Source organism: Ferruginibacter paludis (assembly GCF_030409685.1).
GTDB classification, from domain to species: domain Bacteria; phylum Bacteroidota; class Bacteroidia; order Chitinophagales; family Chitinophagaceae; genus Ferruginibacter; species Ferruginibacter paludis.
Map to the genome: position 1 here is coordinate 206,579 of NZ_JAUFQJ010000015.1, position 14,243 is coordinate 220,821.

General features: G+C 41.3%; 10 protein-coding genes. 5 read left to right on the forward strand and 5 right to left on the reverse strand.

Annotation, left to right across the window (positions count from 1 at the left end):
• Nucleotides 1-123 precede the first annotated feature (123 nt).
• The 5 genes from carB (at nt 124) to QWZ08_RS21740 (ending at nt 8,966) form a co-directional block, all read left to right on the forward strand.
• Entirely contained in the window at nt 124-2,976 is a 2,853-nt protein-coding gene (carB, locus tag QWZ08_RS21720; RefSeq protein WP_290339675.1) for a carbamoyl-phosphate synthase large subunit, read from the forward strand.
• Nucleotides 2,977-3,117: 141 nt separating this feature from the next.
• A complete protein-coding gene (locus QWZ08_RS21725; protein ID WP_290339677.1) occupies nt 3,118-5,223 on the forward strand; it encodes a ComEC/Rec2 family competence protein in 2,106 nt (701 codons plus the stop codon).
• Nucleotides 5,224-5,404: 181 nt separating this feature from the next.
• On the forward strand, nt 5,405-6,292 hold the full coding sequence (locus tag QWZ08_RS21730) for an OmpA family protein (RefSeq protein ID WP_290339679.1): 888 nt from the start codon (nt 5,405-5,407) through the stop codon (nt 6,290-6,292).
• A 163-nt stretch (nt 6,293-6,455) separates the two neighbouring features.
• Nucleotides 6,456-8,006 carry a bifunctional phosphoribosylaminoimidazolecarboxamide formyltransferase/IMP cyclohydrolase gene (gene purH, locus QWZ08_RS21735; RefSeq protein WP_290339680.1) on the forward strand — a complete coding sequence of 517 codons (1,551 nt, stop codon included), beginning with the start codon at nt 6,456-6,458 and terminating at the stop codon, nt 8,004-8,006.
• Between the two features lie 30 nt (nt 8,007-8,036).
• Nucleotides 8,037-8,966: a DMT family transporter gene (locus QWZ08_RS21740; RefSeq protein WP_290339681.1), complete on the forward strand. Its 930-nt coding sequence runs from the start codon at nt 8,037-8,039 to the stop codon at nt 8,964-8,966.
• A gap of 165 nt (nt 8,967-9,131) precedes the next feature.
• On the opposite strand, the gene QWZ08_RS21745 is transcribed toward QWZ08_RS21740, so the two are convergent.
• From QWZ08_RS21745 to QWZ08_RS21765, 5 genes are all read right to left on the reverse strand, one after another.
• A complete protein-coding gene (locus QWZ08_RS21745) occupies nt 9,132-10,418 on the reverse strand; it encodes a polysaccharide deacetylase family protein (RefSeq protein ID WP_290339683.1) in 1,287 nt (428 codons plus the stop codon).
• A 100-nt stretch (nt 10,419-10,518) separates the two neighbouring features.
• Nucleotides 10,519-11,118 (reverse strand): hypothetical protein, encoded by a 600-nt coding sequence (locus QWZ08_RS21750; protein ID WP_290339684.1) that lies wholly within the window; start codon nt 11,116-11,118, stop codon nt 10,519-10,521.
• A 25-nt stretch (nt 11,119-11,143) separates the two neighbouring features.
• On the reverse strand, nt 11,144-11,938 hold the full coding sequence (locus QWZ08_RS21755) for a hypothetical protein (RefSeq protein WP_290339685.1): 795 nt from the start codon (nt 11,936-11,938) through the stop codon (nt 11,144-11,146).
• 267 nt (nt 11,939-12,205) lie between these two features.
• A complete protein-coding gene (locus QWZ08_RS21760; protein WP_290339686.1) occupies nt 12,206-13,582 on the reverse strand; it encodes a LutB/LldF family L-lactate oxidation iron-sulfur protein in 1,377 nt (458 codons plus the stop codon).
• Nucleotides 13,583-13,697: 115 nt separating this feature from the next.
• Nucleotides 13,698-14,075 carry a hypothetical protein gene (locus QWZ08_RS21765; RefSeq protein WP_290339687.1) on the reverse strand — a complete coding sequence of 126 codons (378 nt, stop codon included), beginning with the start codon at nt 14,073-14,075 and terminating at the stop codon, nt 13,698-13,700.
• Nucleotides 14,076-14,243 lie beyond the last annotated feature (168 nt).

The following is a 14,243-nucleotide window of genomic DNA, read 5'->3' on the forward strand; positions in this document are numbered from 1 at the left end:
GACTGGTATCACCTTGTTTTAAAAACCTGTTACCATTGCTGGCCGGGATAAGTTTTAATTTTTCTCATTTCATTTTTTCCGCTCAGTCCCTTACTTTTGCACGCCTACAGACGGCAACATATTATGCCAAAAGACAATTCCATCCACTCAGTATTAATTATCGGCTCTGGCCCAATCGTTATAGGACAAGCCTGCGAATTTGACTATTCGGGAACACAAGCTGCAAGAAGCTTACGTGAAGAAGGTATTAAAGTAACACTGATTAACAGTAATCCAGCCACTATCATGACTGACCCGATGATGGCCGACAGGGTTTACCTGCTGCCACTAACGGTGGAAAGTATTGAACAGATACTGGAAGAAAATGAGATTGATGCAGTGTTGCCTACTATGGGCGGACAAACTGCCCTGAATCTTTGTAAAGAAGCAGATGAGCTGGGTATTTGGGAAAAATTTAACGTGAAGTTGATTGGTGTAGATATTAAAGCAATTGATAAGGCAGAAGACAGGGAGAAATTTCGTCAGTGGATGATTGAAATGGGTATCCCGGTTTGCCCGGCAAGAACCGCCAACTCTTTTTTAGAAGGAAAGGAATTTGCAGCTGAAGTTGGTTTTCCGCTCGTAATAAGGCCTTCGTTTACCCTGGGTGGTAGTGGAGGCAGTATTGTTTTTAGGAAAGAAGATTTGGATGAAGCGCTGAACAATGGTTTAACCGCATCGCCGATACATGAAGTACTGGTTGAAAAAGCGGTGCTGGGCTGGAAGGAATATGAACTGGAATTACTTCGGGACAACAATGACAATGTTGTAATTATTTGCGCCGTTGAAAATTTTGATCCGATGGGCGTGCATACGGGCGATAGTATAACCGTGGCACCGGCTATGACTTTGAGCGATACAGCTTACCAGTTGATGCGCAACACGGCCATCCGAATGATGCGTGCGCTGGGCAATTTTGCCGGCGGATGTAATGTGCAATTTGCCCTCAATCCACAAACAGAAGAACTGATTGTGGTAGAAATAAACCCAAGGGTTAGCCGCTCCTCTGCCTTAGCAAGTAAGGCTACTGGTTACCCGATTGCAAAGATTGCCGCCAAGCTGGCAATTGGTTATAACCTGGATGAATTGAAGAACCAGATCACGCAATCTACTTCCGCTTATTTTGAGCCGGCACTGGATTATGTGATTGTAAAAATACCGCGTTGGAACTTTGATAAATTCAAAGGTGCCAATGATACACTGGGCTTTCAAATGAAGAGCGTAGGTGAAGTAATGGCCATTGGCAGAAGCTTTGCGGAGGCGATACAAAAGGCTTGTCAGAGTTTGGAAAATGAAGCTGTTGGTTTGGGTTATTATGGCAAAAGTTTAATGCACGCCGATGAGCTGATTGAATACATCAAGATACCAAAATGGGACCGGGTGTTTCGCATAAAAGATGCACTGATGGCGGGTGCCAGCGTAAAACGCATTTGCGAGAGTACAGGCATCGACCGCTGGTTTATTTACCAGATTCAGAAGATATGCGATTGCGAAAAAGAGATCGCTAAATACGACCTGAAAACATTGCCGGATGAACTGCTGACACAAGCTAAATTTTTAGGATTTAGTGATGAGCAGATTGTACGCATAATGAAAGAAGATGATGCGGAAATTATTTATAACCGCAGAAAAGAAATGGGTTTAACAAGGGTGTTTAAAATGGTTGATACCTGCAGTGCCGAGTTTGAAGCTAAGACGCCGTACTTCTATTCCACCTTCGAAAAAGCGCCCTTAAATTCCCCGGTTGACAAAGCGCTGGAATCCAACGAATCAAAAGTCTCGGCCAAGAAAAAAATAATTGTCTTAGGCAGCGGACCTAACAGAATTGGCCAGGGTATTGAGTTTGATTACTGTTGCGTACACGGATTGCTGGCGGTTAAAGAAGCTGGATATGAAGCCATTATGGTGAATTGCAACCCGGAGACTGTTTCTACCGATTTTGATATTGCCAATAAATTATATTTTGAACCCGTTTTCTGGGAGCATCTTTGGGAAATTATTGAGCATGAAAAACCCGAAGGCGTAATTGTACAGTTAGGTGGACAAACTGCCCTAAAGCTGGCAAAACAATTACATCAAAAAGGCATAAAAATCATAGGCACCTCTTTCGACAGTATGGATATTGCGGAAGACCGCGGCAGGTTTAGTGATACGCTGAAAGAATTAGGCATTCCTTATCCTAATTACGGTACGGCTTATAATACAGACGAAGCCATTGAGGTTGCCAAACATGTTGGTTACCCGGTGCTGATTCGCCCCAGCTATGTAATTGGTGGACAGCGTATGCGCATTGTGCTGAATGACGAAGACTTGGAAAAAGGTATTCTAAGTCTGATCAAGCATTTGCCCGGTAATAAAATTCTCATCGATCACTTTTTGGATCGTTGCCAGGAGGCTGAAATTGATGCCATTTTTGATGGAGAAGAGTTTCACATCATGGGTGTGATGGAACATATTGAACCTGCCGGTATACATAGTGGCGACAGCAATGCGGTGTTACCGCAGTTTAACCTGTCGCCGTTGATCGTTACCACCATGGAGCACTATGCAGAAAAGATTGCCCGCAAGCTTCACATCAAGGGACTTATCAATATCCAGTTTGCTATTAAAGACGGTAACGTTTTTGTGATAGAAGCCAACCCAAGAGCTAGCCGTACCACACCATTTATCGCAAAAGCATACCAGATTCCTTACCTGAACATCGCTACTAAAATTATGCTGGGTGTAAATAAATTAAGCGATTTCACTTACGATAAAAAACTGCAGGGATTTGCCATTAAAGAACCTGTTTTTTCCTTTAATAAATTCCCCGGTGTTAGTAAAGAATTAGGGCCAGAAATGAAGAGCACGGGAGAAGCGATCCGCTTTATAAAAGACTTGCGTGATCCGTACTTCAGGCAGCTGTACAAAGAGCGCAGCATGCATTTAAGCAAGTAGTAAATACAGGAAGCTAGATAATTGTAATGGAAAGATTAGCACTTTTTGAAAGTGTTACTCTTTCCATTATTTTTTTGAAATGCCAAAAACCGATTTTTCATCGGCACTTTCATATTCATTTATTTATAGTTATCTTGGAGTATGTCAAAACCATTTGATATACCCGTTTGGAAAAAAGCGCCGTTTATCAGGCTGCTGGTGCCTTTGATCGCAGGCATACTCCTTGAATGGTACCTGCAAATTTCAGTTGCCGCATGTTTAACCGGGACCATTTGTTTCAGCATTGCTTACGGGTTGTTTTTTCTTTTTCCTGTAGCGGTGCAGTTTAAACTGCAATTTTTGCAGGCCACTATTTTAAACCTGCTCATTGTTTGTTTTGGACTGCTGGTAACATGGCAAAAAGATATGCATCACAACAATAACTGGTTTGGCCAATACTACCAGAACGATGATTATTTGGTGATAAGGATAAATGAACCCCTGGTTGAAAAATCAAAATCATACAAAGCAGATGGGTATGTAGAAGCCCTTATTCATCATGATAAGGTGGTGAAAACTGAAGGAAAAGTGTTATTGTATTTCGCAAAAGATACGCTTCCTACCGGGTTGCGATATGGCGATAAAATAATTATTAATAAAAAGCTGCAGGCAATAAAAAATTCCGGTAATCCCGGTGCATTTAATTACGAGCGGTACGCCGCCTTTCAATCTGTCTTTCACAATGTTTTTCTTCAGCCAAAAGATTGGGTGCAACTAGATGAGAAAAATGTCAATGCATTCAGGCAATTTATTTTTTCTTCCAGGGAAGCTATCCTGTCTGTATTGCAAAAAAATATTTCTTCTGGTAAAGATGAATTGGGTATTGCAGAGGCCTTACTAATTGGCTATACCAATGATTTGGATAAGGACCTGGTGCAGGCGTACAGCAATACCGGTGTTGTACATATTATTGCCATTTCAGGCATGCACCTGGCATTGATTTATGGATTACTGGTGTGGCTATTTGGTAAAATTCCGCTGATCAATAAATCAACAATTACACAAGTAATACTGATATTAGCCTGTCTTTGGATTTTTTCTTTGTTAACAGGCGCTGCAGCCTCCGTGTTGCGATCTGCCGTAATGTTTACTTTTATTGCTGTAGGTAAAAAAATATCTAAACAGTCCTCCATTTATAATTCACTGGCAGGCTCTGCGCTTGTAATGCTTTGTTATAACCCCTATTTTTTATGGGATGTTGGATTTCAGTTATCCTACCTCGCCGTTGTAGGTATTATAATTTTTCAAAAAGCCATTTACAACTGGTTCTACTTTAAAAATAAATTGCTCGACGAAATTTGGAAACTGATGGCCATTTCGCTGGCGGCACAGGTGCTTACTTTTCCTATCTGCATTTATTATTTTCACCAGTTTCCTAATCTTTTTCTTGTCACAAACATCGTAGCAGTACCATTATCGGGCGTTATATTATTTGTAGAAATTGGCCTGGTAGCTTTTTCATGGGTGCCATTTGCAGGCAGTTTTCTTGGTACGCTGGCAGGTTGGATGGTTTGGTTAATGAACAGCATTATCCGCCTGGTAAGCGAAGTTTCTTTTGCAGTCTGGGACAATATTCCCTCTTCAGTTGCCAGTACATGGTTACTATATGCAGTGGTAATTGGGGTGGGTATGTGGTTGCTGAATCAAAGCAAAGCTTCTTTCAGGATGGCGATCATTTCTTTATTGGCATTTGTAATATTGCAGGCTTGGGAAAACTGGAAGATTAGACAACAGCAACAATTAATTGTATACAATGTACCGCAGCACCAGGCCATTGATTTTGTGGCTGGCAACGACTTCCATTTCGTAGGAGACAGTATTTTGCTGGAGGATGGCGTGCTGCAAAATTTTCATCTAAAGCCGGCGCGGATTGCATTTCAATTGCATAAGCGCAGCGATTCCCTGCAAACCGTTTTTCAGCAACTTCAATTTTATCAGTTTGGCAATAAAAAAATATTGCTCATTGATAAACCCCTCTGGTTTGAACAGGGGCAGCAAAAAATAGATGTCGATCTCATTATCATTTCAAAAAATCCTCCGCTTAATATATCCCGGCTGGCAGCAGTTTTTAATTGCGGAAAATATATTTTTGATGCATCAAACAGTTTTCGAAGAATTGAACAGTGGCAAAAAGATTGTACTGACCTGCATTTGAATTATTTTTCCATACCCGCCAGTGGGGCCTATGTTTGTAACATTAAGATTTAAGTTATTAACTTGCGGCTTGATTTTTCGTTGGAATTTTTTTAAATAATCAGTTATCAAAAAGCCATTATCTCTATACTACGCTGCTATCCGCCTGTGCAAAATAAACCTGGCAGGACTATTGTTTTTTGGCATTTTTTGTTGTGTTAAAGTTGATGCCCGGGCTTTAAAAAAATGGCCCGAAATGATCGATCATCATTCTCCCTTTAAAATAAATTGTTTATCTGCCTGTAACAACTCAAAGTATTATCTCAATGATAGTTTACCAAAGTACAGTGTTGACACGGTGGTTATTCCCTTTGAGTATAAGCAATCCGCCTTATTTCAGCCATTTACTTTTAAAGCCATCGACAGTGTAATCGGCATATTACTGGAGAGAGACGATGTACTGCTTTCCATCAACGGTTATGCGCATGTGGATGAAGCTGGTGATTCTATTTGTTATTATTTGTCACTCAACAGGGCGCTGGTAATTAAGGATTATGTGCTTGGGCGGGGCGTTGACAGCATGCGGATTACTTCCTTAAAAGGCTGGGGCAATGTACGTTCAAGAAACCGCAAAACCAATGCAGACATATTGCGGTATAACTGCCGTGCCGAGATCATGCTAAGTTATCCCTTGCCACCACCTCCACAGGCTGTAAACGACCGGGATGAAGATGGTGTTGCGGACGAAGTGGATGAATGCCCCGACGAATATGGAGAAATATTAAAATACGGATGTCCGGATAAAAGCGCCATCATCGTTCCTTTTGAACCGGAGCAATTCTCCCTGTTTTCTGTTTCTTATGCGGTATTGGATAGTGTAAAAGCGATATTGTTAAGAGATCCTGCCGTTTCCATCACCATTTCAGGTTATGCATACAAAACTGAAGGAGTAGATGCTGTTTGCAAAAAATTGGCCATCGAACGGGCGGATATTGTAAGGCGTTACTTACTGAGCCGTGGTATTGATGCCGAAAGAATTTTATCGTCCAAAGGGCTGGGGAAATCAAAATCTATAAATGCCGGTAGAAATCCACTGGAAATTATCCGCAACGCAAGGGCGGAAATATCATTGATTCGACGCTGATATTTATAATCAACCCTTTGATTGGCTTTTTTCTTCACGTTCTGTTTACAATTTGAGAGTAATATAATTTTCCGTCGATATTTACCACCTCCAAAAATCCTAATTTTGCGCCATTATTAAAAAGCCGGGCTTAAACATCCCGGAAATCCACAACTATCAGGCAATGAACAAAAAAATTCAGTCGGCACTAATTTCCGTTTTTTATAAAGATGGCTTAGAAAATATTATTAAAGAATTGCACCAGCTCGGCATAACGATTTATTCAACCGGTGGTACGCAACAGTTTATTGAAGCTTTGAATGTCCCATGCGTTCCGGTAGAGTCGTTAACCAGTTACCCATCGATCTTAGGCGGACGGGTTAAAACGCTGCATCCTTCTGTATTTGGCGGTATCTTAGGTAAACGCAATGACGAGACGCACGTACAGGAAATGAAGCAATACAATATCCCTGAGCTTGACCTGGTAATTGTTGATTTATACCCTTTTGAGGAAACCGTTAAATCAACAACAGACGAAAAATTAATCATAGAAAAGATTGATATCGGCGGTCCGTCCATGATCAGGGGTGCCGCAAAAAATCATGCAGATGTGGTGGTGATCGCCGCTAAAAAAGATTATGCATTGCTGGAACAGATTTTAAAAGACCAACAAGGCGAAACCACGCTGGAACAACGACGCGCTTTTGCCATCAAAGCTTTCGATGTTTGCACCGGTTACGATTTGGCTATATCCAATTATTTTAACCAGACAGACTTTGCCAATCCATTCGATAAAACAAAGACTGTGTTGCGCTATGGCGAAAACCCACACCAGCAGGGGATTTTCTACGGCAACCAGGAAGAAATTTTTGACAAACTGCACGGCAAAGAATTATCGTATAATAACCTGGTGGACGTAGATGCCGCTGTTCAATTGATACAAGATTGTAACACTGCAAGCTCTGAAAATAACTCCCCTTCAGGCGACAGAAGCAGCAGCGTCACCTTCGCCATAATCAAACACACCAACCCATGCGGCATTGCATCAAGAGCAACCGTAAAAGAAGCCTGGGATGCGGCACTGGCAGGCGATCCCGAAAGTGCCTTTGGTGGCGTATTGGTTTGCAATGCAGCCATCGATAAAGCAACAGCTGAAGCCATCAACGAAATATTTTTTGAAGTATTGATTGCTCCATCTTTCGATGCAGATGCACTGGCAATTTTGCAGACAAAAAAGAACCGCATATTGCTGGTTCAGAAAACAGCCTTAACAGCAACACATCAATTTAAATCTGTTTTAAACGGCACGCTTACACAACAAAATGACGTGGGCAATTTTACAGAATGGAAAGAAGCCGGTGGAAGAGAAACGACCGCTGCTGAAAAAGAAGACCTGGCTTTTGCTAACCTGGTAGCCAAACATTTAAAGAGCAATTCTATAGCGCTTGTAAAAAATAAGCAACTCATTGGTAAAGGTTGCGGACAAACATCCCGTATTGATTCTTTGCGCCAGTCTATTGAAAAAGCAAAGCAATTCAATTTTGATTTGACCGGTGCAGCACTGGCCAGCGATGCATTCTTCCCTTTTGATGATTGCGTAAAAATTGCCCACGCAGCCGGTATCGCTTCTTTTATACAACCCGGCGGTTCTATCCGGGATAAAGACTCAATCGAATACTGCAAACAAAACAACCTCGCCATGGTAATAACGGGGCTGCGGCATTTTAAACACTAAGAATAAACGCCTTCAGTTACAAGGCGGTCAATGAAAGAGCTCGCCAATAATATCATCGCTAAAACTCCCTTCAACCGCCCTGGAGGCAGAGCTATACTTGCGCTGATTTGGGTGTGCTTTTTTTGGGGTACCACCTGGATTGCTTCCAAACAGGGCGTAAAATATATTCCGGCAATACAGATGTGTGGCATCCGTCAATTGTGCGGCGGTACACTTTACTTATTGTTTTTTTTGTACAAAAAACAACCCTGGCCAAAAGGCAGGCAATGGGTAACCATCTTTATTTTAAGTATCCTTAATTTCATGCTTACCAATACGCTCAGTACCTGGGGAGTAAAATATATTTCCAGTGGCCTCGGCGCCATTATAGCAGCCATCGTTCCTTTATGGATCGTGATCATCACCATGTTTGAAGGAGCACGTCTTCCCGCAAAAGCCATAACAGGCCTCATTCTTGGCTTCGGCGGTATTTGCATTATTTTTTACGATCACCTGAAAGATTTCTTAAACGCCGATTTTCGCCTCGGTATTTTTTTATCGCTTGCGGCCAGTATTTCATGGGCTTTCGGTGGTGTGTATACCAAAAAACATGCAGCCAATTTCAATCCCTATTTCAGTATGGGCTTACAAATGCTTATCTCCTGTGTGGCATTGTTCAGCATTACCTATACCACGGGCGACTCGATCAATATCGCCGACATTCCACTGAGTGGCTGGCTGGCAGTAAGCTATCTTGTAATTGTAGGTTCGGTTTTAACCTTTATTGCGTACGTATATATGCTACAGCGTTTACCAACGTCGCAGGGATCTATTTATGCCTATATAAACCCGGTAGTGGCGGTGCTTTTAGGTGCAATTCTTTTCCATGAAAAACTAAACATGTATGTGGCTATTGGTGGTGCGGTAACTATTTTTGGTGTTTACCTTGTAAACGATAGCTTCAGAAAAAAGCTGATGTAGAAAAATAAAAAAATATTGGTCCGGGCCAGGAAGCTCTGTGGATCATCGTTGCATCGCACCCTTTTACCGCATACATGTTTGGTACTTCAGCCTTCTAACCGTTAGCAACTGCTCTGTTACCAACAGCAATAAAAAATCAATAATCAAAAAACAATCACTAAAAACTCACATTATTTTTTGTAGAAATTTTTCATACATGCTCCCCCAGCCTTTGTATAATTTGTCTTCCCCCACCATGTGGTTATGCCAAATGGTAATCAATTCGCCGTTCACGTCTTTGCAGGCCACATAATACTGCATCACCTCTTCAAAAGCCGCGTCAGCATTCAATCTTTGTTCATAATAACTGTTGGCTTCCATAAAACAAAAAGGATGAATGCGCAGCGAAGTAACTTCATTCTTCTCCAGATCAAACCAGTAAAAAGAAGAAGCAACAGAAGCCCTGAATCCATTAATGCTGCCATAGCCCATGCTATAATCATCACTGATATTTTCTTTCAAAAGTCTGCGGTAACCAGCGGGCAAATTAAAGCGGATATAATGCTGGCGTGACCTGGTAATTTCCTGCTGGCTCATCAATCTTAACTGCGCTATCTCCTTAGTCAACAAATAATCATCATCCCCACTTTGCCAGGATGGATGAATACCAATGGGATATTTATCAGCATGCTTTTTTACCAATTGATGCATGGCTGTTTTAGCAGGTAAAATGTTTTTGTCATACAAGCCATTTTTTGCTGCCACTAAAAAAAAGTAAACCGGATATAACTTATATTGCTCATGAAGATCAATCAGCCAATCATATGTATCAAACGGGTCTTTACGCAACCCCAATAAAATCTGTATTCTATCCGGAGAAGGCGATTTAAAAAAACCACCAACATTCCGCATCAAACCTTTGTGTTTAAAAGAGTAAGCAATATCAACATCGTAAGTTGGAATAAATTTAAAGACCGGAACATGAATAACAAGCGCCGGAAATTTATTTTGCAGTGCAACCGCAAAATCCTTCACCCAAATATTTACCAATGGCAGGTGTAAAAAATCTTCCTTAAACGCCAGCGAATTTTCATGTGCAAACCGGCCATACATATCTTTTTGATGCTGTAGGTATTCTTCGTAACGGCTCAGTAAATAAAAAGCAGTGGAAAAAATATCAAAGGCAAAATCACTATTTTCTCTTTTAAAAAATGCTTTGTAATGATTTATTGTAAAGCATTCAATTGTTTGCGGAGTTATTGTTTGCTCAGCCAGCAAGCCGGAAGGTGACAGATGAAATTCATTGTTGCAAACAGGACTGTTGCTGTAGTTGATTTTTATTCCCTCATAATTCTTAAAGTCATTTAAACTGGTAGTGATAGTGCATTTAACCCCCATCAATTCTTTAAAAATAAAAGCACAGATATACTGTAACCGAGGCGAATGATTTTGAGTGTATAAAAGTACCTTCATTAAACTTCTAAATATATTTGAAGGTAATACTGTTGCTGTGCTTTGGCAAATCAATCAACTAAAAGTAATAGCGACTTCTTACTAAACTTATTTTTTTGTTTTACTGTATCAATTTAGCAATCTGCTGAAAGGGAATGGTATTAGCCATATCAAGAATTTGCGTATCTGTGCAATCATCTACTTTAAAAGTAATCAGCGCATTGCCCAGTGGCATTTGCAGCTGGTAATCATTTTTATCATCCGTGCTGCCCGGCTGTTTTTCAAGCCTTGCTTTGTAGCCCTGTACTTTCACTGTTTTTGTTTTGCCATCGCTCATCATCCCGCCCAGCAAAGGCGAATTTAAAAATGAATTGATCATCGCAACCATCGGCGAATTGCTGATAATCGAAAGGTCCGCCTGCTTACCTGGCTTTCCATACACACGGTGAATGGTGCAACCCACGAAGCCAACATTGGAAGTTACATTGTCGTCTTTGGCATTGTTTGTTAACGAGTCCATTTTTGGCGGGAGTAGTTTCAATACTTCTTTGCCAACAATCAAATCCACTTCCTGCATAGCCTGCTGTAAGGCAAAATGAGTGTCTTCCAGTTTGCCTGCACTGTAGGCGGTTTTGGCATTGGTCATTGCTTTGGCAAAGTCTTGCGCCATTCCATTCATGCTGCATATCAAAATGGCGGTTAATGTTATAATGGATTTCATGATTATTTTATTGCAGATTAAAAAATTATTGTTCACCGAGCATTTTTTTGATGCCGTCAATATCAAAGCTGTTGGCGGCTGTCATTACTTCCTGCTCATTGGCAAAGTTGATGCACTCCCACACGATCATCGAGGTTTGACCAATGGGAACAATCAACGTGTAACCTTTGCTGTCTTCGTATTGAATGATGGCTTTATTGCCTTTTACCCTCACCTGTTTAAAATTTTGTTTTTCTCCATTGGCTTCCATCATGGTGGCATTGGCGAAATACATATTGGCAAGGCCTGAATAAATGCCGGCATTTCCAATGCTCACGGTCAATTGTTTATCGGCCCCGTTTTTATACACCCGCTGGATGTTCAGGTTGCTCCAGCCCCATTGTGTGCTCATCACTTTATCCTGCAGCGTATCAGCCGGTAAAGCAACAATCGTTGCAGGAAGCGATTTTAGAATTTGCCTGCCCAGTTGTATCTCTACACCCATCAAAGCCTGTTGCAAAGAGTAGCGGGCATCGCTGTAATTTTTGGCGCCATGGGCTGTTTCTGCTTCCGCCATTTGTGCTTTTACATCCGGCGGCTCTGTGTTGCTCAAGCCGCCTCCACCTTTATTGCTTGGCTTGCCTGATGAAGAACTTGAACTGCTGTTGTTGGTTCCCTGGTCTGTTGGTATACCAGTTTTCTTTTCAACTTCGTTGCCAAGCGCTTTGTCAACAGTTTTATTCACCTTGTCTTTCATTTTTTTTAGAAAGCCCTGTGAATAGCAGTCATTCGAAAGTGTTAGCGCCGTTACAAAACAAACCGGAAAAAAGATCCGTTTCATGATATATAATTTTGAGTGATGGACATTTTTAAGCCTTTAAAGTAAGCAGTTAAATTTGTTTTTGCAATATCGGCCGTCAGTAAGATCAAAAATTTCTCCCGCCAGGCCTATTGAAGTGGACAAAAATTAATTTCAGGAAAAGAGGCTCTGATGTTAAATTTTTCCGGGAGGATATAAGGTTGTTTCAGCACAACAAATTTATAAATATAAATTGTTAGCCTGCAAAATAATTTTCGGATTTAGAGTAGCATGGCATTGTTTACAAGGTCACTTGCCTTTTCTTTCCTTCCACATTTCATTGAAAGTCTTTTTACTAAAGTCAAGGTTGCTACGGTTTTTGCTCCATCCTTTAAAGAGGCCGTTTACCACTTTATTTTTTAAATCACCATTGCCCATATTCATGAGCCGCCTGTTCAGGCTGGAAAGTTTCCAGAGTTTCCAGGCCATTTTTTCAGCTATTGGAGCAAACCCTTCTTTTACAGATTCGTGCCGGTTTTCCAGCAATAATTCGTGCAGGCTTATTTTTACCGGGCATACTTCGGTGCAGGCACCGCAGAGAGAAGATGCATAACTTAAATGCTTAAAATCCTGCATGCCCTGCAGGTTGGGTGTAATCACACTTCCTATCGGACCGCTATAAGTAGTGCCATAAGCATGGCCACCGATATTTTTATACACGGGGCAAACATTTAAGCAAGCCCCGCAACGAATGCAATACAAACTTTGGCGTTGTACCGGATTTTTTAAAATGTTGGTTCGCCCGTTGTCCAGTAATATCACATACATTTCTTCAGGTCCATCAGTTTCATTGGCTTGCCTCGGACCGGCAATAATGGTGTTGTAAACAGTCACCGTCTGCCCTGTACCAAAAGTAGAAAGCAGCGGCCAAAACAACGCCAGGTCAGTCAATGAGGGAATCATTTTTTCAATGCCCACAATAACAATATGCGTTTTTGGAAAAGCGCAACTTAGCCTGGCATTACCTTCATTTTCTGTAACTGCTACCGCCCCGATATCGCCGATGATAAAATTGGCACCGGTAATACCAATTTCCGCCTGCGTATATTTTTCACGCAAAATTTTTCGTGCTACCTGCGTTAATTCTTCAGGAGTATAATTTGGGGGCGTGCCCAATTTTTGATTGAACAGCCTGGCCACATCTTCTTTGCTTTTGTGCATGGCAGGCGTTACAATATGGTAAGGCGGTTCTCCGTCCAGTTGTTGTATGTATTCGCCCAGGTCGGTTTCCACACTTTCAATTCCATTTTCTTCCAGCGCACGGTTCAGGTGAATTTCTTCAGTTACCATGCTCTTACTTTTTACAACGGTTTTGCAGTGTTTGGTTTTGCAAATGGCTAATATTTCTTCAATAGCCTGCTCCGCAGTTTCTGCCCAAATAACTTTACCACCCCGTTGGGTAAAATTTGTTTCAAATGCAAGTAAGTAGTGATCCAGGTTTTCTATAGCCTGCCACTTAATATTTTTAGCAGTTTTTTTTGCCAGCTCAATATTGGTAAACTGCTCTTTGCCTTTTGGCACTACGGCATTGTACCTTCCTATATTGAAATTTATTTTGCGGCGATGGTCAAGGTCGGCAGCTTTGATGGTGCTTTTGGCAATGAAGGTTGCTGATTGTTCGGACATGTTTATATTTTGTAAACGGCTAATTGCAAAAAGCAACGGCAGATGGCGACGCTCCGTTCAGCAGTTGTAATTGCTATGGTTTTTTATTGAAGCGAAATTACCGCATAAAATTCGTTTATTTAATCCTTGTTAAAGTGCCCGTTTGGTAGCTGTTAATAAGGTAACTATCTACAGAAGGCGTTTCTGCTGTTCCTTTGCCCGATGCCTTTTTATCATTTAGGTTAATGCTAAAAAATTCAACCACAAGCTGATCATTTTCTACGCGGTAATTATCTACAATGGTATTTCCCTGCACCGTAAAAGCACCGTGAACAGCATTGCCGTGCACATAGCAATCAAGCAATATCCCATCTCTTTCATCTACTACCCAATGCCCTTTGGCTGTATCAACAGGTTTTAAAATATAGGGCCGGTTGTCCTTCAAAGAATCTCCATAAATAATTTGCCAGGTATATTGCCCGGTTGTATCTGCCGGTTGTATGCGTAGTTGCATCGTAAATTGCTGGGTTGGTTTTCCAGCCCTCATCCATTGCAGCGTACCTTTCCAGTTACCAGTAAATGACTGCGGAAAGGCTTGGGGGTAATATTTCTAATTATTGCAGTTTGTGCAAATAATGTTAGCTGTATCACCCATAACACGGCGGCTAGAAATAATTTCTTC